Annotated in this window: 19 protein-coding genes; 9 read left to right on the forward strand and 10 right to left on the reverse strand. The window is 58.9% G+C overall.

The features are described 5' to 3' along the window. The first annotated feature begins 331 nt into the window (after nt 1-331). Entirely contained in the window at nt 332-4,021 is a 3,690-nt protein-coding gene (locus BUB72_RS05595) for a vitamin B12-dependent ribonucleotide reductase (RefSeq protein WP_073141454.1), read from the forward strand. A gap of 211 nt (nt 4,022-4,232) precedes the next feature. Here the strand turns inward: BUB72_RS05595 and BUB72_RS05600 are convergent, their stop codons facing one another. The 3 genes from BUB72_RS05600 to BUB72_RS05610 all read right to left on the reverse strand — a co-directional run bounded on the left by BUB72_RS05600 (nt 4,233) and on the right by BUB72_RS05610 (nt 6,449). After that, nucleotides 4,233-4,817 (reverse strand): hypothetical protein, encoded by a 585-nt coding sequence (locus tag BUB72_RS05600; RefSeq protein WP_175549125.1) that lies wholly within the window; start codon nt 4,815-4,817, stop codon nt 4,233-4,235. A gap of 274 nt (nt 4,818-5,091) precedes the next feature. Continuing rightward, the gene (locus tag BUB72_RS05605; protein ID WP_073141458.1) at nt 5,092-5,298 is read right to left on the reverse strand and encodes a hypothetical protein; all 207 of its coding nucleotides are present in this window, start codon (nt 5,296-5,298) and stop codon (nt 5,092-5,094) included. Then, a complete protein-coding gene (locus BUB72_RS05610) occupies nt 5,295-6,449 on the reverse strand; it encodes an aromatic ring-hydroxylating oxygenase subunit alpha (RefSeq protein ID WP_073141460.1) in 1,155 nt (384 codons plus the stop codon). Before BUB72_RS05610 ends, BUB72_RS05605 begins: the two co-directional genes overlap by 4 nt. A 350-nt stretch (nt 6,450-6,799) precedes the next feature. Between BUB72_RS05610 and BUB72_RS05615 the strand changes: the two genes are divergently transcribed. Next, a complete protein-coding gene (locus BUB72_RS05615) occupies nt 6,800-7,036 on the forward strand; it encodes an EF-hand domain-containing protein (protein WP_073141461.1) in 237 nt (78 codons plus the stop codon). Nucleotides 7,037-7,138: 102 nt separating this feature from the next. Here BUB72_RS05615 and ilvN read toward each other — a convergent pair whose 3' ends face one another. The 4 genes from ilvN to BUB72_RS05635 form a co-directional block, all read right to left on the reverse strand. After that, a complete protein-coding gene (gene ilvN, locus BUB72_RS05620) occupies nt 7,139-7,702 on the reverse strand; it encodes an acetolactate synthase small subunit (protein WP_073141463.1) in 564 nt (187 codons plus the stop codon). Between the two features lie 90 nt (nt 7,703-7,792). Beyond that, complete coding sequence (locus tag BUB72_RS05625) at nt 7,793-8,161, reverse strand: hypothetical protein (protein WP_073141466.1); 369 nt, start codon at nt 8,159-8,161, stop codon at nt 7,793-7,795. Then, complete coding sequence (locus BUB72_RS05630; protein ID WP_175549126.1) at nt 8,161-8,754, reverse strand: hypothetical protein; 594 nt, start codon at nt 8,752-8,754, stop codon at nt 8,161-8,163. Before BUB72_RS05630 ends, BUB72_RS05625 begins: the two co-directional genes overlap by 1 nt. A gap of 42 nt (nt 8,755-8,796) precedes the next feature. Next, on the reverse strand, nt 8,797-10,557 hold the full coding sequence (locus tag BUB72_RS05635) for an acetolactate synthase 3 large subunit (protein ID WP_073141470.1): 1,761 nt from the start codon (nt 10,555-10,557) through the stop codon (nt 8,797-8,799). A 297-nt stretch (nt 10,558-10,854) separates the two neighbouring features. Between BUB72_RS05635 and BUB72_RS05640 the strand changes: the two genes are divergently transcribed. The 7 genes from BUB72_RS05640 to BUB72_RS05670 all read left to right on the forward strand — a co-directional run bounded on the left by BUB72_RS05640 (nt 10,855) and on the right by BUB72_RS05670 (nt 15,128). Then, nucleotides 10,855-11,232 (forward strand): bleomycin resistance protein, encoded by a 378-nt coding sequence (locus BUB72_RS05640; RefSeq protein ID WP_073141472.1) that lies wholly within the window; start codon nt 10,855-10,857, stop codon nt 11,230-11,232. An 82-nt stretch (nt 11,233-11,314) separates the two neighbouring features. Beyond that, nucleotides 11,315-12,355: a type III polyketide synthase gene (locus BUB72_RS05645; protein ID WP_073141758.1), complete on the forward strand. Its 1,041-nt coding sequence runs from the start codon at nt 11,315-11,317 to the stop codon at nt 12,353-12,355. 10 nt (nt 12,356-12,365) lie between these two features. Further along, nucleotides 12,366-12,857 carry an isoprenylcysteine carboxyl methyltransferase family protein gene (locus BUB72_RS05650; RefSeq protein WP_073141474.1) on the forward strand — a complete coding sequence of 164 codons (492 nt, stop codon included), beginning with the start codon at nt 12,366-12,368 and terminating at the stop codon, nt 12,855-12,857. A gap of 38 nt (nt 12,858-12,895) precedes the next feature. Continuing rightward, nucleotides 12,896-13,243 carry a Lin0512 family protein gene (locus BUB72_RS05655; protein ID WP_073141476.1) on the forward strand — a complete coding sequence of 116 codons (348 nt, stop codon included), beginning with the start codon at nt 12,896-12,898 and terminating at the stop codon, nt 13,241-13,243. Then, nucleotides 13,240-13,602: a Lin0512 family protein gene (locus BUB72_RS05660; RefSeq protein ID WP_073141478.1), complete on the forward strand. Its 363-nt coding sequence runs from the start codon at nt 13,240-13,242 to the stop codon at nt 13,600-13,602. Before BUB72_RS05655 ends, BUB72_RS05660 begins: the two co-directional genes overlap by 4 nt. A 176-nt stretch (nt 13,603-13,778) precedes the next feature. After that, nucleotides 13,779-14,300, forward strand: a complete 522-nt coding sequence (locus BUB72_RS05665; protein WP_245814729.1) for a DUF305 domain-containing protein — start codon at nt 13,779-13,781, stop codon at nt 14,298-14,300. An 18-nt stretch (nt 14,301-14,318) separates the two neighbouring features. Then, nucleotides 14,319-15,128, forward strand: coding sequence for a MauE/DoxX family redox-associated membrane protein (locus BUB72_RS05670; protein ID WP_073141480.1), 810 nt, complete (start codon nt 14,319-14,321; stop codon nt 15,126-15,128). A 184-nt stretch (nt 15,129-15,312) separates the two neighbouring features. Here BUB72_RS05670 and BUB72_RS05675 read toward each other — a convergent pair whose 3' ends face one another. Genes BUB72_RS05675 through BUB72_RS05685 form a run of 3 tightly spaced genes read right to left on the reverse strand, consistent with a single transcriptional unit; the run spans nt 15,313 to nt 17,945 of the window. After that, a complete protein-coding gene (locus tag BUB72_RS05675) occupies nt 15,313-15,804 on the reverse strand; it encodes a ClbS/DfsB family four-helix bundle protein (RefSeq protein ID WP_073141482.1) in 492 nt (163 codons plus the stop codon). A gap of 60 nt (nt 15,805-15,864) precedes the next feature. Next, nucleotides 15,865-16,509: a response regulator transcription factor gene (locus BUB72_RS05680; protein WP_073141485.1), complete on the reverse strand. Its 645-nt coding sequence runs from the start codon at nt 16,507-16,509 to the stop codon at nt 15,865-15,867. Continuing rightward, the gene (locus BUB72_RS05685) at nt 16,506-17,945 is read right to left on the reverse strand and encodes a cache domain-containing protein (protein WP_073141488.1); all 1,440 of its coding nucleotides are present in this window, start codon (nt 17,943-17,945) and stop codon (nt 16,506-16,508) included. The genes BUB72_RS05680 and BUB72_RS05685 overlap by 4 nt, the downstream gene beginning before the upstream one ends. Between the last annotated feature and the right edge of the window lie 133 nt (nt 17,946-18,078).

An 18,078-nucleotide genomic window follows, 5' to 3' on the forward strand; every position in this document is an offset into this window, starting at 1 on the left:
TTTTGGGCCTCATGGAGCCAGAGAATCGCGGCAACCCCGACCAGCCAAAGGTCAACAGATTTTTGTCCCCTAAACTGGTAAAAATTCCGTTGACCCGATGGGGGTCGATACGTCAGGTTGTGCAGGCTGATGCCCAAGCCACCACATATAGTGGCGGGTAGCAGCAACGGGACGGGGCAACACTCCAGACACATTACATCGCAAGATGTCAGCCCATGCTCATGCATGGGACGAGAGAGTTTGTCTCCGATCCGGCACCACGGCCCGCATGAGGCAGGTCAAACGGATTTATTACGCGCAATGTTGCGCCTGGGTATCGGGGAACAGACGAATGAAGATCGACCGCAAGCTTACGAAAGCCGGACAAGACGCCTACACGGCGCTGGAATTTACCACCACAACGTCCGAGATTCGCAACCCAGACGGTACGATCGTTTTCAAGCTTGATAGCGTCGAAATCCCCGCAGGATGGAGCCAGGTCGCCTCCGACGTCATCGCACAGAAATACTTCCGCAAAGCAGGTGTTCCAGCGGCCACCAAGAAGGTCAAAGAAAAGAACGTCCCCGAGTTCTTGTGGCGCTCCGTCCCTGACGAAGCTGCGCTCAATAAACTTCCCGAAGATCAACGTTTTAGCGGCGAGACCTCATCCAAGCAGGTGTTCGATCGCTTGGCTGGCGCATGGTGCTACTGGGGCTGGAAAGGTGGCTACTTCACCACCGAAGCCGACGCGTCTGCCTACTACGACGAAATGCGCGTGATGCTGGCCAAACAGATGGCCGCTCCGAACTCCCCGCAATGGTTCAACACAGGTCTGCACTGGGCCTACGGCATCGACGGTCCGGCTCAAGGCCACCACTATGTCGACTTCCAGACCGGCAAGCTGACAAAGTCGAAATCCTCCTACGAGCATCCGCAGCCACACGCCTGCTTCATCCAGTCCGTTTCTGACGATCTGGTCAATGACGGCGGCATTATGGACCTGTGGGTCCGCGAGGCGCGCCTGTTCAAATACGGTTCCGGCACTGGCACAAACTTTTCCTCCCTGCGTGCTGCTGGCGAAAGCCTGTCAGGCGGGGGGAAATCCTCCGGCCTGATGGGTTTCCTGAAAATCGGTGACCGCGCAGCAGGGGCGATCAAATCTGGCGGCACAACACGCCGCGCGGCCAAGATGGTGATCGTCGATGCGGATCACCCCGATATCGAAGAGTTCATCAACTGGAAGGTTCTTGAAGAGCAGAAAGTGGCGTCCATCGTCGCAGGCTCTAAAATGCACGAGCAGAAGCTCAATGTGATCTTCCAGGCGATCAAAGGTTGGGACGGCAAGCTAGAAGACGCCGTGGACCCGAAGGCAAACGAGCAGCTGAAAGACGCAATTCGCGAAGCGAAGAAAGTCGCGATCCCAGAAACTTACGTCAAACGCGTTCTGGATTATGCAAAGCAGGGTTACACGTCGATAGAGTTCCCGACATACGACACCGATTGGGACTCTGAAGCGTATAACTCGGTCTCCGGTCAGAACTCCAACAACTCCATCCGCGTTACCGACGCCTTCCTGAAGGCGGTCGAGGCCGATGGCGACTGGGACCTGATCAACCGCAAGGACAACAAGGTCTGCAAAACCATCAAGGCTCGCGACCTGTGGGAACAAGTCGGTCATGCCGCATGGGCCTGCGCCGATCCGGGCATCCAGTACCACGACACCGTCAACGCGTGGCACACTTGCCCCGAAGATGGCCCGATCCGCGGCTCCAACCCGTGCTCCGAGTATATGTTCCTCGACGACACGGCCTGTAACCTCGCCTCGATGAACCTGCTGACCTACCAAAAGGACCAGAAGTTCGACGCAGAGCTGTATATGCACGCCAGCCGCCTGTGGACACTGACGCTGGAAATCTCCGTCACCATGGCGCAATTCCCGTCCAAGGAGATCGCGCAACGCTCCTACGACTTCCGCACCTTGGGTCTGGGCTACGCCAATATCGGCGGTCTGCTGATGAACATGGGTTACGGCTACGACAGCAAAGAGGGCCGCGCGATGTGCGGTGCCCTGACCGCGCTGATGACAGGTGTGTCTTACGCCACCTCCGCCGAGATCGCCAAAGAGTTGGGGCCTTTCCCGGGCTACGCGAAAAACTCCGAGCATATGCTCAAAGTGATCCGCAACCACCGCAACGCGGCCTATGGCAATGATGAAGGCTACGAGAAGCTGGACATCAAGCCACTGGCGCTGGACCACGCGAACTGCCCTGACCAAGACCTGGTCAACCTCGCAATGGCCGCATGGGACGAAGCACTGGATCTGGGCGAGAAGCACGGCTACCGCAACGCCCAATCCACCGTGATTGCGCCGACCGGCACCATCGGTCTGGTCATGGACTGCGACACTACGGGCATCGAGCCTGACTTCGCACTGGTGAAGTTCAAGAAGCTGGCCGGTGGTGGCTACTTCAAGATCATCAACCGCGGTGTGACAGGCGCGCTGGAAAACCTCGGTTATGCCAGCAATCAGATCGAAGAAATCGTGTCCTACGCAGTGGGCCATGGCACAATCGGCAACGCGCCGGGCATCAACCACACCTCGCTGGTCGGTCACGGCTTCGGCGAGGCCGAGCTGGCGAAGATCGAAGCAGCACTTCCAAGTGCCTTCGACATCCGCTTCGTGTTCAACCAGTGGACCTTGGGCGAGGAGTTCTGCACGCAGACCCTCGGCATCCCGGCGAAAGAGCTGAACAACCCCAGCTTCGACATGCTGCGCCACTTGGGCTTTAGCAAAGAGCAGATCGAGCACGCCAACGACCACGTATGCGGCACGATGACATTGGAAGGTGCACCGCACCTGAAAGAAGAGCACTACAAAGTGTTCGACTGCGCCAACCCATGCGGCAAGAAGGGCAAACGCTTCTTGTCCGTCGACAGCCACATTTACATGATGGCAGCAGCGCAATCCTTCATCTCGGGTGCGATCTCCAAGACGATCAACATGCCGAACGACGCCAATATCGAGGACTGCCAGAAAGCCTACGAGCTGTCCTGGTCCTTGGGCATCAAGGCCAACGCGCTCTACCGTGACGGCTCCAAACTGTCGCAACCTCTGGCCGCAGCACTTGTCGAAGACGATGACGAGGCAGCCGAAATCCTCGAGAGCGGCTCAAACCACGAGAAAGCCACCGTGCTGGCCGAGAAGGTGATCGAGAAGATCATCATCCGCGAAGTCGAAAAAGCCACTGCACGCACCAAGATGCCGGAGCGCCGCAAGGGCTACACCCAAAAGGCTGTCGTTGGCGGGCACAAGGTTTACCTGCGCACCGGTGAGTATCAGGACGGCCAGTTGGGTGAAATCTTCATCGACATGCACAAAGAGGGTGCGGGCTTCCGCGCCATGATGAACAACTTCGCCATCGCGGTGTCCGTTGGTCTTCAATACGGCGTGCCGCTGGAGGAGTTCGTGGACGCCTTCACCTTCACCAAGTTCGAGCCTGCGGGCATGGTCCAAGGCAATGACAGCATCAAGAACGCCACGTCGATCCTTGACTACATCTTCCGCGAACTGGCGGTGTCCTATCTGGACCGCACCGATCTGGCCCATGTGAAGCCAACGGGCGCTACCTTCGATGACATCGGTCGCGGCGAGAACGAGAACCTGCAGAACATCGACGATCTGTCGGAAAGTGCAGCGTCCAAATCGCTTGAAGTGTTGAAGCAAATCAGCTCCACCGGCTACCTGCGCAAGCGCGTGCCGCAAGAGTTGAAAGTGCTGCAAGGCGGCATGGGCATGGGGCACGCGACGATGGGGGCCACAGCGCTCGATAGTGCGGCCGATCCGGTTGCAGCCCTGCAAACGCTGGTGCCGGAAGTCACGAACGCAATCGCCTCTGGAGCCACGTCCTTGGACGCACGGACCAAAGCGAAGATGCAAGGCTATGAAGGCGAAGCCTGTGGCGAATGCGGCAACTACACGCTGGTGCGCAACGGCACCTGCATGAAGTGCAACACCTGCGGCGGGACATCCGGCTGTAGCTAAACAAGATACCGGCGCTGCCCCTGCGGGGCGGTGCTCGGGTTCCGGGGCGGGTGCGCTCGCCCCTGACGCAGATCAGGCCGCAGGCAAAAAAACTTGAGCGGTATAATTACGAGCCTGATCAGTGAACCTCGGCCCCTTCTTCGGAAGGGGCCTTTTTCTTATTAGGTAGTTGTTCGCGCTCGATTGCGCCGCAATTTGTCGGCGCGGTCCGCTAGAACCGTTCGTAGTCGAACAAAATTGTCCCATCGAGAATTTTTCGAAGATACCCACACTGATCATTGCGTTGTGAGAGATGCGCCCATGACTTTCGGGCGAACAGGGTAGGGGCCATAAAGAGAATTATCGCACTTAATTCATCGCGTGTAATCTTCCGGTCCAAGTCAGAATTCGCTACGAATTCGGCTTTTTGCTGGGGAGTCAGCGACATGATCTGCATGGAATAAGCGATATATTCGTCCGCAGCGATACACGATTCAAACGGGCAGGGCGCATCGTCAAAGTTCGAATGCGCTAGTTCATGCACTATAACGCTCTGAAAATATGGGGTGATCTCGAGAAACGCAAAGGCATCTTTGGGGCTTCGCCGGGCTTGCATCTTCTGAGGCTCAAGCACCTCAATCCGGTCTTTCCCGCAATGATATAGCGCGACGCATCCCGGTTTCAGGTCTTCAACAATGTCTATTCTCAAAGGTCGACTGAGCGGTGGCAGGTCACATTGATCAAATAATGCTTCAGCTTGTTCAACGGCGTTGCAGGTCAGTTCGGCAATGTCTCGTTGGTGGAATCTGACACTCACGTTGGGGTTATCGCAAAGGAGCGTTTCCGACACAGCGATAGACGCCAGAAACGGAACAAGAAGAGCCCAGCAATATAGACCTCGTCGCATCAATAACCTCGCGTTTCTTACAATCCCTTCTTCTGTTTAGCCTCACGAATTCCTGTTTTCTTTTTTGAGTATCCATGGGATTCGTGGCAAGAACGATGGGAATAGGATACAAGAAAAACAGATCGCCCGCGTTGCCCTACGTCAATTTCAGAGATTTTCGAAACACGCGGGGGGAGCGTTAGGTTTACAACCGCCCCTGCACACGAAGTCTCTCCGCCAGCCCCTCGGCCCGCGCGTCACCTGCCTCCAGCGCAAACACATAGGCGTGGGTCAAGTAGAACCCCTGTGCGACGTCTTTCACAGCTTCTTCCGAGGCCCGCGTATATAGCGTGATCAATGCCTCAACATCACCCGCCGCATGCGCGGCGAGCAACTCGGCATCAAGGCTCACTGCGCCGCGACGGCGTGGCTTTGCCGGTAATCCAGTATCCGCTGCGCCACCCATGCGTGGAAGCAATGGGTCGGGCCGTCCATCGCGGGGGAGAACCGCCCGCCATCAAAGCCCGGTCCGTAACGGCCGCGCTGCATACCCTCGACCACGAAGATGTCCTCCTCGAACACCTCCTTCCAAAGCGCGGTGTTCTTCACCCGCATCGCATCATCCACCTGAGGGGCGGCGTAGTAGATATGAACATGCTCCAGCGTCTGGTTGATCGACTTCGGCTCTAGAATGATCGCGTAGCCATGATCGCGCTGTGCGGCGAGCAGCACGTTGGGGTAGAGCGTGATATATTCCGCGCCCTCGTTCCACATCTCGCTCAGGCCTTTAAAATCTGGGAACCGCTTGCCACCTTCGCCTTCAAACTGGCGATAGACCAAGGTGCCTTGGCCCGAATACTTGTCCGGTTCGTTGATATTATAATGGTCCTCCAGCCGCGAATAGCTGTTCAGGCCGGGGTGGACCCAAGGCAGGTGGTAGCTTTCGCAGTAGTTCTCCACCGCCAGCTTGTAGTTGGTGTTGGCCGCCAGCGTGAAACTGCTGTCCGCACCGCCGTGATACATCGGCTGGTCGAACTCGGACCAACGGGCGATCAGGTCGGCATGCATCTCCTCGAACGGGGCGGCGGTGCCGGAGATGTTCACGAACACCACGTCGCGCCAAATATGGGAGCGGACCTCGATCAGCCCCAGCGTGGCGTTGTCTATCGCCTCATGGGTATTCATCCCCGGTCCACCCACATGCGGGGTCGCCACCAGTTTGCCTTTGGTCGAATAGCACCAGGAATGGTAGGGGCAGCGGATGGCGCCCTCGATCTTGCGTGGCTCGGAGACCAAAATCATCCCCCGATGGCGACAGGTGTTCTGGAACACCCGCACATCGCCGTCCTTGTCGCGGATCAGCAGCAGCGGCAGGCCCAGAAACTCCATCGGTTTCGCATCGCCGTTTTCCGGCACGTCAGCCCCTACGGCCAATCCCGCCCAAGTGGCGTGCAGGACAGCGGCGGTTTCCTCGGCAAAAGTCGCCTCGTCGATGTAATGGGCGTTCGGCAGGCCCCGGGCCTGTTCAATGGGTGCTATAACGGCGGTGAGATCAGTAGACATAGCGGCCTCCCAACAACTGAATTTGGAAAACCCTCCCAGATTCGGGGCCAGATCACTTGTATCACTGCGACATGGTTTGCCTCACCGCGACGCGTGAACGGCTTCCTGCCGAAACTGGTGCGAGCCGTAGGAAGGTTCCCGCCGAACGGCTTATGAGGGGGCTTGCTCGGCAATCCCATGCCTGCGTCCACGCAGCGAAACGGCAGCGAATGGCTTGTTTTCAGCGGTTTAGCACGGACCTCTCCCCATCGGACGGGGCAGGGTCCATCTACAGTCCCGAGACCACCAACGAGGTGGCTCGGCCCAGAAGGACGGGCCTAAACCTGAAACGACCAAATGGAGAGAGTTCAATGAAAACCGCTCTTATTGCACTGACTACCGCAACTGTAATGGGCACCTCGGCATTCGCCGCTGTGGCTGATCTGGACAGCGACGGCGACGGCGTCGTGTCCTTCACCGAGATGCTGGCCGTGTATCCAACCCTGACCGAGGAAGGCTTTTCCGCAGTCGACACCAATGGTGACGGCGTTGTGGACGAAGAGGAGCTGACAGCAGCAACAGAAGGCGGCCTGATCCCCGAGGCCTAACCAAATTTCGCCACGGCGAGAGCCAGCACTGTTCGTCGTGGCGAAAGGTCCGTGCCCCTGTACTTACTCGATCTGCCTCGGGTTGCAGGGGCGCGGATCGCTCTACTTGGCGCCGCGCGACAGCGCCGCGACGCCGGTACGGGCCTGCTCGACCAAGCCCAAAGGGCGCATAAGGTCAGCAAAAGCATCAATTTTTTCGGAATGACCCGTCATCTCGAAGACGAAGCTTTCCAGTGTGCTGTCCACCACATTGGCGCGGAAAATTTCGGCCAGACGCAGCGCTTCGATCCGGTCGCTGCCAGTGCCAGTGACCTTGAACAGCGCCAATTCACGCTCGACGCTGGCACCTTCTTCGGTCAGATCGTGGACGTCATGGACGGGCACCATCCGCTCCAGCTGCGCCTTGATCTGGGTGATCACGGCGGGTGTCCCCACGGTTACGATCGTGATGCGGGAGCGGTGACCTTCATGGTCCACCTCCGCCACGGTCAGGCTTTCGATGTTGTAGCCGCGTCCCGAGAACAACCCGATTACCCGTGCTAGAACCCCGGCCTCGTTGGTGACGACGCAAGCTAGCGTGTGGCGTTCGATATAGTCGGCGTTTGGGTCCTTGAGGTCATAGGCCGAATGCTTGGACGAGCCTTTTTTGATTTTCAGCGGGGACATTTTGGGCCTCTTTTCGGTGTCTGATTTCTGTCTGCAATGCGTCTGCAAAACGTATGGCATGAAGTGTGTCTGTGTGTGCGTCGCATTTTTCTATCTTATGTCGATCACGGGGGTGCCGGATTTGGCCGGATAGCCCGCTTGTGTCAGGAGTGTCAGGCGCAGCGGTTCTTGCGCTGGCTTGTCGAGGCAGATGCTCGCGGGCCTCACGGTCACGGGCAGGCCGTCAATTTCGATCCGGTCCGAGAAATGCAACACTTGCGCATCCCCCGAGCCCGTTGCGGTGGCCGTCACCAGATAGCCGCCGTCGGGTGCATCTTGACATCCCACGCCGCAAACGCAGACCTCGGCGGCCTGAGCGAAGCGCAATTCCTGCTGGTAGACGTCGCGGTTCAGGTCGAAGTCCGGCACCACCGCCGGGGGCAGGGCGGCAGCGAAGAGGGAGGTGAGCCACTCGAACATCAGTTAAACCCGCCCGGCTCGTAGAATTTCTGTTCGCTTTTATGAGTGGTGAACCTTTCGAGTTCTTCTCTGGCTTGCAACTTAGCCTCCTCAACTGTCGTGCGTTCAACAAATGCCGGTCCCCGATATGTGTTTGCACCAATGTCGACCATAGCTTTGCAGGTCTGGCACTCGAATGTGTGAGACACCAAATCATTGCCCAGAAACTTGTCGCTCGGGAACTGTGCCATCAGTTCATCCAATGCGGCTTCGATGTCTTCTTCTCGTACGGGTAGGTATAGGGCTTTCACCAACTGAAAACAGCCTTGTCTCGCGCCTTCGGTGAGCTTTCCTGCCTCATCCCGATAGCCATTTTTGCTCAGCGTGGCGCGGGTCAACGGCAGCCCACACTCACAAGCAAGACAACCTTCCTCGGTCACGGCTCCGTCCGTCCACAAGTAAAACCAGCGCCAACGCTCGCCATTGCGTCTAAAGGACGCGGCCGCATAAATCTTGTCCCATGGCCCGCTCTTTTTAGGAGTGACTATTTTCAAACCTTCCTTGGGAGCAGACAAGACTTCGCCATCCTCGAACACCAGCTCATAGGTGTCCAAGGTCTGGCGAAATGTCACTCCGTCAGCCGGTTCGAGCATGGATTACACCATCACCGCGCCTTTGGTGCCTATGGCGTCCTCGCCGGTGTCCTCGCCCATGAGCATCTCGTTATGAGGTGCGCCCGAGGGGATCATCGGGTAGCAGTTTTCGTGCTTCTCGACGCCGCAATCGAACACAACTGGCCCATCATGGTTCAGCATCTCCATGATCGCGTCATCCAGATCGGACGGGTCGGTGCACTTGATGCCTTTCGCCCCAAAAGCCTGCGCCAGAACGACGAAATCGGGCAGGGCCTCGGACCATGAATGGCTGTAGCGGTTGCCGTGCAGCAATTGCTGCCACTGGCGGACCATGCCAAGGCGCTCGTTGTTCAGAATGAACTGCTTGATCGGCAGGTTATACTGCCGCGCGGTGCCCATTTCCTGCATGTTCATCAGCCATGACGCTTCGCCCGCCACGTTGATCACCAGCGCGTCGGGATGCGCCACCTGCACGCCGACGGAGGCGGGCAGGCCATAGCCCATGGTGCCGAGGCCGCCGGAGGTCATCCAGTGGTTCGGGTCCTCGAAGCCCAGATACTGCGCCGCCCACATCTGGTGCTGGCCCACTTCGGTGCAGATGAAGCGGTCCTTGCGGTGCTTGGTTAGGGCCTCCAGCCGTTGCAGAGCGTATTGTGGCTTGATGATGGTTTCGGAATTTTTGTATTCCAAACAACGCTTTGTGCGCCACTCTTCAATCTTGGTCCACCACTTGGCCAGCCCTTCTTTATGGGTCTTGCGCCCGCGTGATTTCCACACCCGCAGCAGGTCTTCCAGCACATGCGCCACGTCGCCGATGATTGGCACGTCCACATGAATGATCTTGTTGATGGAGGACGCGTCGATGTCGATATGCGCCTTCTTGGACTGGGGCGAAAACGCATCCACGCGGCCCGTGATCCGGTCGTCGAACCGCGCGCCGATATTGATCATCAGATCGCAGCCATGCATCGCCATGTTAGCCTCGTAAAGCCCGTGCATGCCCAGCATGCCCAGCCATTGGTCACCGGACGCAGGATATGCACCCAGACCCATCAAAGTGGAGGTCACGGGGAAGCCGGTTTCCTTCGCCAACTCGCGCAGCAGCGCGGTCGCGCTGTCGCCGGAGTTGATCACGCCGCCGCCGGTATAGAGGATCGGGCGCTGCGCCTTTTCCATCATCTCTGCCAGCTCGGTGATCTTCTCGATGTCGCCCTTCACTTTGGGCGCATAGTGCTGCGTGCTGGCGGCTTTCGGTGGCGTATAGGTGCCTTTGGCGAATTGCACATCCTTTGGAATATCCACCAGAACGGGACCAGGGCGGCCACTGGTCGCCACATGGAACGCCTGATGGATCACGTTGGACAACTGGTCGGTGTCCTTCACCAGCCAGTTATGCTTGGAGCAAGGCCGCGTGATGCCGACGGTATCAGCTTCTTGGAAGGCGTCATTGCCGATCATGAAGGTCGGCACCTGACCGGTCAGCACGATCATCGGGATGCTGTCCATCAGCGCGTCGGTCATGCCGGTTACCGCGTTGGTGGCGCCGGGACCGGAGGTCACCAGAACAACGCCCGGCTTGCCAGTGGAGCGCGCGTAGCCTTCGGCGGCATGGGTCGCACCCTGTTCGTGGCGCACGAGGATGTGGTTGATCTTCTCCTGCTGGAAAATCTCGTCATAGATCGGTAGCACGGCGCCACCGGGATATCCGAATACCGTGTCCACGCCTTGATCAATCAGGGCCTGAACCACCATCTCCGCGCCGGTCATTTGCTTGTTCGCCATCGTGCTGTCCTTAGCTATCCATCTTTTCATCTGCTCACAAAAAAGCCCCCGTGTTTGGCGGGGGCGCATGGGGTCCAGTATGGAGTGTCGTTACCGACCCATGCACCGTTTGACTAGAATGACGACTACATCGGCCATGCCAGATGCTCCTTCGTGAGTGTGCGGGGACATTACCAGCCGATTCAGGGGGGTCAACCGCCAATTGGCTGAATTTTGTGTCTCTGGGTGCGGTTTTTTGGTATTTTTCTTTCACAAACACCCCTCAACGGGGAAGGTTCGCAAAACGAGAGGCGCAAAATGGCCGAAATGACCCAGATCACCCCGTTCGTAAACTGCCGTGACCTTGCGGCGCAAAGGCGCTTCTTCGAGGACATGCTCGGCTTCACCTGCGGCTTTCAGGCGGACAACTACGCATTCCTTCGGCGCGACAATGTGGCCGTACGCTTGCTGGAGGTCGATTTCAACCTCGACGATCCGGCGCGCCAGCAGATGGTGTATATAGACGTCGATGATGTCGACGCGCTTTGGGCGGAGTTGGAACCGGCTTTGTCCAAGCTGCCAGAGGGCAGGGCGCGCGCGCCGTTCAACCAGCCCTATAACCAACGCGAATTTCACGTTAGCGACGAAGGCGCGTGCCTGTTTCTGTTCGGTCAGGGCATCGAGCCTTCGGCGTAGAGCCGCGCACATTCCTGTGAAACCGCAACCCTTTCGTGTCCGGCGCGTTAGGTAGTTAATGACCTAAAGAGGACAAGTGTGCGTGACGGTATATCTTAACGGGCTTGGCACAGCGGTGCCGCCCCACATCCTGCCCCAGACACTCGCTGAAGACACCGCACGGCGTCTGTTGGGCCCGCGTTATTCTCAATTCGAGCGACTGGCACCCAGCTTCGCCACCTCCGGCGTCGAGACGCGTTATTCCGTGGTGCCCATCGACTGGTTCACCCATGACAAAGGCTGGCGCGAGCGCAGCGCTACTTATGTCGAAGGGGCCACCGAGCTGTTCATCAACGCCGCCCGTGCAGCCCTTGACGACGCAGGGCTGCGTGCGGATCAGGTAGACACCGTGGTGACAGTCTCGACCACCGGCATCGCCACGCCAACGCTTGAGGCGCGCGCCTTCACCCGCATGGGCTTTCGCCGCGACATCCAGCGCGTGCCGGTTTTCGGCCTCGGCTGCGCGGGTGGCGTCAGCGGGCTTGGTATTGCGCAGCAACTGGCCGCGGCCAGCCCCGGCTCCAACGTGCTGATGGTCTCGGTCGAGGCCTGTTCGGTGTCGTTCCGCACCGACCGGATGCAAAAGGCCGATATTATCGCAACCGTGCTGTTTGGCGACGGGGCCGCCGCCGCGGTGTTGTCCACAGACGGGCAGGGGCCAGAGCTTGGAGTTGCGCGCCAGATCCTGTGGCCCGACACGCTGGACATCATGGGCTGGGACGTGGACGAGGTGGGCCTTGGCGTGATCTTCGACCGCTCTATCCCTGACTTCGTGACGTCTAACCTGCGTGAAGCCGCGCTCAAGGCGTTGGGCCTCAGCGGCCTGAGCGAGAAGGACATCACACGCTTCGTCTGCCATCCGGGCGGCGCGAAGGTCGTCACGGCCATCGAGCAAGCGCTGTCCTTGGCGCCCGATAGCCTGACGGCAGAGCGGGACGTGCTGCGCGATTTCGGCAATATGTCCGCGCCGACGGTTTTGTTTGTGCTAAAGCAGGTGTTGGAGCGCAATCAATCAGGCCAGATGATGTTGGCCGCCCTCGGTCCCGGTTTTACCGGTGCCTTCCTGCCACTGAAGATCAAATGAGGGAGGTCACATGAGCCCCGCCATTCTGTTCCTTGCCTTCATCATCGCACAACGCCTGTCCGAGCTGGTCATCGCCAAGCGCAATACCGCGCGGCTTATGGCGGACGGTGCCACCGAGATCGGCGCGGCACATTATCCGGCGATGGTCACGATGCACGCCGCGTGGATCGCGGCGCTGGTGGTTTTCGGCTGGCAAAACCCCGTCTCGATCCCGTGGCTGGTGGTCTTTGTGGCCCTGCAAGGGCTCAGGCTCTGGATCCTCGCCACGCTTGGGTCGCGCTGGACCACGCGCATCATCCTCACCGACACGCCCTTGGTCACCACTGGCCCATTCCGTTACCTGCGTCACCCCAATTATACGCTGGTGGTGGCCGAAATTATCGTCGCCCCGATGGTGCTGGGCCTGGTCTGGGTGGCCGTGGTCTGGACGGCCTTGAACGCGGCCATGCTCTATGTCCGGATCAGCGCCGAGAACGCAGGGCTTGCGCCACAACGGGACTAGGGCCACAACCGCCAAAGACCTAATTGAGGAGCAGAGCCATGCCCAAAACCCGCATGATCCATGAATTCGGCATGGGCACGTCGCTGCGCCGTCGCGACTATACCGAGGCCGCCGCCCGCGCCATCCGTGACGCGCTATGGCACAATTCGGTCAATCTGGCCGAGGCGTTTGGTTTCGACAAATCCGACATGATCATCGACGTGGAAATCGGCGCACAGGATCCCGACGCGGTGGACACGTCAAAACTCTTGGGCATCTTTCCCTATGGCACACCCGCGATCACGGTCAAACACGGCGGCCTCGATATCCCGAAGCCAGACGGCTCCGGCGTCACAGTCATCGTCAACGCCGCCATCATGGTCAGCTTGGACATGGAGGCCGCGTGATGGAGCATCGCATCATCTTGGAAATGGGCACCGGCAACGACCTCTACGGCCGCGATTATACCAGAGCCGCCAAGCGTGCCATTCAGGACGCGCTGCATCATTCCTCCATCGTGATGTTTAAATCCCTCGGCATAGATCACACCGAGATGCGGGTGCAGGTCACAATCGCGGTGCAACAGCCCGACCAGCTTGACCTCAAGGCGCTCACCGCCGAATTACCAAGAGGCCGCGCCGAAGTCACAGCGGTCAAAGGCGGCCTCGACGTGCACGATGCCCAGAACAACCAAACCCATGTCATCGCCACAGCCGCGATCGAGGCTTTCGTGCCAATAAACGCGAAAGACTGGAAACTCTCCTAACCCCATCATTGCTTCAAAAATACCTCGGAGGGGTCCGGGAAGGCAGCGCCTCCCCGGCGGATCGACGGGCCGAAGGCACGGCGATAATCTCAACCCTGCCACTACGCCATCAGGAACAAAGACCGCATTTGCCGCGTTTAACCGGAGAGGCACACCCGCGACCGACCGGAGGCAACATGCCCGAACACGATCCGAAACAGCACGGCAATTCCATGAAATACGGGCGATTCTTCGCGATGATCGGCACCTCGACCATCGTGATGTACGCCTTGATGTATCTCAACACCTACGCGCTTGATCACGTCTTCTACTCGCAAACACGCATGTGGATGGCCCTTTACATGGGGGCGGTGATGGCGATCATCATGCTTGCCTTCATGTTGGGCATGTATACCAACCGCGCTGTGAACGGGGCAATCTTTATCGGTGCTGCGATTGTGTTCGCCCTGTCGCTTTGGCTGGTCCGTAGCCAGCAGACCGTCGACGACCTCGCGTGGATGCGTGCGATGATCCCGCATCACTCCATCGCAATTCTCACCAGCGAGCGCGCCGAAATCTCGGATCCACGGGTGCAAGCTCTGGCTGACGCGATTATCGAGGCGCAACGCGGTGAGATCGCCGAGATGAAGCGCTACATCGCCGACATCGAAACCAATGGCGACGCCGCACCGGGTACGCCACGCACAACAGACAACTAAAATGGCACGGAGGACAGCATGACCGACACCAGCGCCAGTACCGTTGTCCAAAGCGACGGTCGAAAAAAATCAACCCGCGATAGCCCGAAGCGGGCTACGCTTTACCGCATGGCGATGCCAGGCCACCTCTGCCCGTTCGGCCTCAAAAGCAAATCTCTGCTGACACGAAAGGGCTACACCGTCGAAGACCACCTGCTGACCACCCGCGACGCGGTGGACGCCTTCATGCTCCGGCATGATGTGGATACGACGCCCCAGACATTTATCTCGGGCACACGGGTCGGCGGGTACGCCGCGCTGAAAAAGCATCTCGGCCTGCGCGTTTTAGGCAAGGACGAGACCACCTATCGCCCGGTCATGGCCATCTTCGGCGCGACCGCCCTCATGGCCTTGGCCCTGATGATCAACCTGTATGACAGCTTCGCGCCGCTCATCTGGCTCAAATGGTTCTTCGCCATGTCGATGGTCGCGCTGGCCATTCAGAAATTACAGGATGTCGGCAGTTTCGTGAACGGCTTTCTGGGTTATGACCTGCTGGCGCGGCGCTACGTGCCTTATGGATATGCATACCCGTTTCTGGAACTTTACGCAGGCGTCGGAATGATGGCTCTAATCGGGGCAGGCAGTCCGTTGATCTGGCTTGTTGCACCGGTGAGCATTGCAATCGGTGCCATCGGCGCGGTCTCTGTCATCAAGGCGGTGTATATCGACGGGCGAGAGCCGACCTGTGCGTGTGTCGGCGGCGCGTCGAACGTGCCTTTAGGGGCCATCTCGCTGAGTGAAAACCTGATCATGCTGGGGATGGGTGTCTGGATGCTGCCCACGTAAAGCGCGGCCTGTCCTCAAAGCCGACATACTGCCGAGACCACCTAAATCCGCCATATCAAACGCCGGAAACCCCAACCAACCCCATCATTGCTTCAAAAATACCTCGGAGGGGTCCGGGGAGGCAGCGCCTCCCCGGCGGATCGACGGGCCGAAGGCACGGCGACATATGGCCAAACCCATACAGCTACCCCGCGCGCATCACCGCCCGAATGAACTTCGCGGCAGAACGGAAATGGCTCGCTCCGGCAGCTTCCGCCCAGCGTCCCGTCGTCCATGCGTTATTGCCACCTTTCATCGGCCCGCCATAAAGCTGGCCCTCGGACAAGCTGTTGATTAGCCCCACCAATGCGCGCTTTCGATCTGTCAGCAGTGTCCTGACCTCATCCCAACTCAACCCCGCCTGCCGCATCCGCAAATCCGCGTTGTAGCGCTTTAAATCGTTCCACTTGTAGCCTTCGGCGGGAAAGAACACCGGCTTGCCCTCTTGACCGTCGCCATACCAGCCCAGAAACAGCGCGATCCAATGTGCGCGATGGCCGATTACATCCTTGATCGACGTGCCATCCTCGCCGGCCGCCGCCTGATCCGCATCCAACGGCGCGATCAGTTTTTCAAGTTTTTCGTATTCTTTTTCAGTGACGGCAAGAAGCGCCGCCTTGTCGGTTGCTGCTGGCATGATCCGTCTCCTTTGACGACCATCCTAGCCACAATCCCCCTCAATCCGCGTTGACCTTGGTCAAAACTCCACGCCCGTTCCTTGCAGAACGCCATGTTCCATCGCGTAGCGGGTCAGTCCGGCCGTAGAGTTGATGCCCAGCTTTCGCTTGATATTCTTGCGGTGCGTCTCGACGGTATGAACCGAAATATCCAGATCGACCGCGACCTCCTTGTTCGACTTGCCTTGTGCCAGTTGCAGCAGGATCGTTTGCTCGCGCGCCGTCAGCGACTCGCGCCCGTCGTTCGTGTTCGGGGACAGCGAGGCGGTTGCCCCGCCACACAGATATGTCTCCCCGCGCATTACCGCCTGAATGGCCCGGTGGATTTCATCCGTTGGCACGTCTTTCAACAGGTAGCCGCGCGCGCCATGCGACATTGCTGTGGAAACATATTCCGGCGCATCATGCATCGACAGGATCAGAATGCGGATATCGGGTTTGCGCTCCAGCAAAAACTCCGTCGCCGTCAGTCCGCCCATCTGCGGCATGTTCAGATCCATCAAAATCACGTCCGGCGACAGCTCGTCCACACGGTCCAGCGCTTCCTGACCGTTGCTTAAGGTCGCGACCACCTCGATGTCGTCATAGCTTTCCAGAATGGCGCATATCCCGTCGGCCACCATCGGGTGATCGTCGACCACCAGCACTTTTACAGCGTCACTCATGCAGATTTCCTTGGTTTGAGGGCAGGGGGCTTGGCCTCGGGCGACAGCATATGGGTCAGCGGGACCGAGGCCTCGATAATCGTACCCTTATCGCTCGACAGGACCCGCAGCGTGCCTTTGAGCTGGTCGATCCGTTCTTGCATGTTGCGCAGGCCAAGCCCGCCGATGGTCTCTGAGCTGGGGCGCGCCGCGATGCCGGTGCCGTTGTCGGTGATCCGCATGGTAGCCCCCGACCTATGACCGAACACTTCGATTGACACGTGGCTGGCATCCGCATGACGCTCCACATTGGTCAGCGCTTCCTGCGCGATCCGATACAAAGCAATTTTGGCGTCCTTGTCCAGCCGGTTGCGGAACACCACGGTTTTGAACTCGACCTCGGTTCCGGTGCGGCGGGAAAACTCCTCGATCAGCGATTTCAGCGCCGGACCAAGCCCCAGATCATCCAGCACGCCGGGGCGCAAGTCGGCAGAGATGCGGCGCACCTCGTGAATGGCCTCGGTCAGCCCGCCAATGCCTTTGTCGAGGCTTTCCGACGCCCGCGGATCGCCACCCATGACCCGCTTTGCGGCCAGCTCCAGCGTGTAGCGCACGCCGACCAGAATCTGGCTGATACTGTCATGCAGCTCCCGCGCCACGCGGCCGCGCTCTTCCTCTTGCGTGTCGATAATCCGTTCGGTCAGCGCCCGCAGCTTGGCATCCGCAAGGCGGCGTTCGCGCAAATTCAGCAATAACCCCGCAACGAACACCCCGAACAGAGCAAGACTGGTGATCAGCACGATATAGACAAAGGTTTTCTGGATGCGGGCCTGCACCTCGGCCTCGGCGGCGGCCACCGTGCTGAGGACATCGTCGATGAAGATACCCGTCCCAAGAGCCCATTTCCAATCCTGAAGCCCGATAACATAGGTGACCATCCGCGCCGTCTCGCGGGTCGAGGGCTTGGCCCAGTCATAGGCATGATAGCCCCCGCCGGAGCGCGCGGTGTCGATAATCGTGTCGACCACAGGCACGCCGTTCAGATCGCTGAGCCCTTTCCAGTTCTTGCCGATCAGGAAGGTCTGGCGGGGCGAGACCAGATTGTTCCCGTCGTAATCATAGACAAAGAAAAACCCGTCCTGACCATAGATCATCGCGCTAAGTGTCTGGGTTACCTGAAGTTTAGCCGCCTCGTCGTCAGGGGCTGCGTTGCCGTAGATCGACCCGATGGCGGTGCGTGCCAATGACAGGTAGTTCTTCAGCTCCGCGCGTTTTGCCTCGATCAGCTGGCTTTCAAGCTCGCGGATTTCGCGCTCTGCAAGCTGGCGCGACTGCACGGTCACCATGACCGAAATCGCAGCCATGGCCAGCACAAGCGGCAGGCTGGTCAGCAGAAAAATCTTCTGACGGTAAGACAGCGCAAAACGCTTTTTGATAGAGGTCCACAATCGGGACATTTGCTGACCGTCCCTCCCTGAGATGGCCATTGCAAGATGCGCCACGGCGCAATTCGCGTCAATGAGGGGCGATAAGCCTGCGCATTCAGCGAATTATTTTTTCAATCTACCCAGCGATGGGTATTTAGCTTCC

The organism is Litoreibacter ascidiaceicola (genome assembly GCF_900129235.1).
Classification (GTDB): domain Bacteria; phylum Pseudomonadota; class Alphaproteobacteria; order Rhodobacterales; family Rhodobacteraceae; genus Litoreibacter; species Litoreibacter ascidiaceicola.

Excerpts from the sequence above, each read along its gene's own strand:
- BUB72_RS05595 (WP_073141454.1), top strand. The coding sequence starts at position 332 with ATGAAGATCGACCGCAAGCTTACGAAAGCCGGACAAGACGCCTACACG.
- BUB72_RS05610 (WP_073141460.1), bottom strand. The coding sequence starts at position 6,449 with ATGTCTACTGATCTCACCGCCGTTATAGCACCCATTGAACAGGCCCGG.
- BUB72_RS05615 (WP_073141461.1), top strand. The coding sequence starts at position 6,800 with ATGAAAACCGCTCTTATTGCACTGACTACCGCAACTGTAATGGGCACC.
- ilvN (WP_073141463.1), bottom strand. The coding sequence starts at position 7,702 with ATGTCCCCGCTGAAAATCAAAAAAGGCTCGTCCAAGCATTCGGCCTAT.
- BUB72_RS05625 (WP_073141466.1), bottom strand. The coding sequence starts at position 8,161 with ATGTTCGAGTGGCTCACCTCCCTCTTCGCTGCCGCCCTGCCCCCGGCG.
- BUB72_RS05635 (WP_073141470.1), bottom strand. The coding sequence starts at position 10,557 with ATGGCGAACAAGCAAATGACCGGCGCGGAGATGGTGGTTCAGGCCCTG.
- BUB72_RS05640 (WP_073141472.1), top strand. The coding sequence starts at position 10,855 with ATGGCCGAAATGACCCAGATCACCCCGTTCGTAAACTGCCGTGACCTT.
- BUB72_RS05650 (WP_073141474.1), top strand. The coding sequence starts at position 12,366 with ATGAGCCCCGCCATTCTGTTCCTTGCCTTCATCATCGCACAACGCCTG.
- BUB72_RS05655 (WP_073141476.1), top strand. The coding sequence starts at position 12,896 with ATGCCCAAAACCCGCATGATCCATGAATTCGGCATGGGCACGTCGCTG.
- BUB72_RS05665 (WP_245814729.1), top strand. The coding sequence starts at position 13,779 with ATGCCCGAACACGATCCGAAACAGCACGGCAATTCCATGAAATACGGG.
- BUB72_RS05670 (WP_073141480.1), top strand. The coding sequence starts at position 14,319 with ATGACCGACACCAGCGCCAGTACCGTTGTCCAAAGCGACGGTCGAAAA.
- BUB72_RS05675 (WP_073141482.1), bottom strand. The coding sequence starts at position 15,804 with ATGCCAGCAGCAACCGACAAGGCGGCGCTTCTTGCCGTCACTGAAAAA.
- BUB72_RS05680 (WP_073141485.1), bottom strand. The coding sequence starts at position 16,509 with ATGAGTGACGCTGTAAAAGTGCTGGTGGTCGACGATCACCCGATGGTG.
- BUB72_RS05685 (WP_073141488.1), bottom strand. The coding sequence starts at position 17,945 with ATGTCCCGATTGTGGACCTCTATCAAAAAGCGTTTTGCGCTGTCTTAC.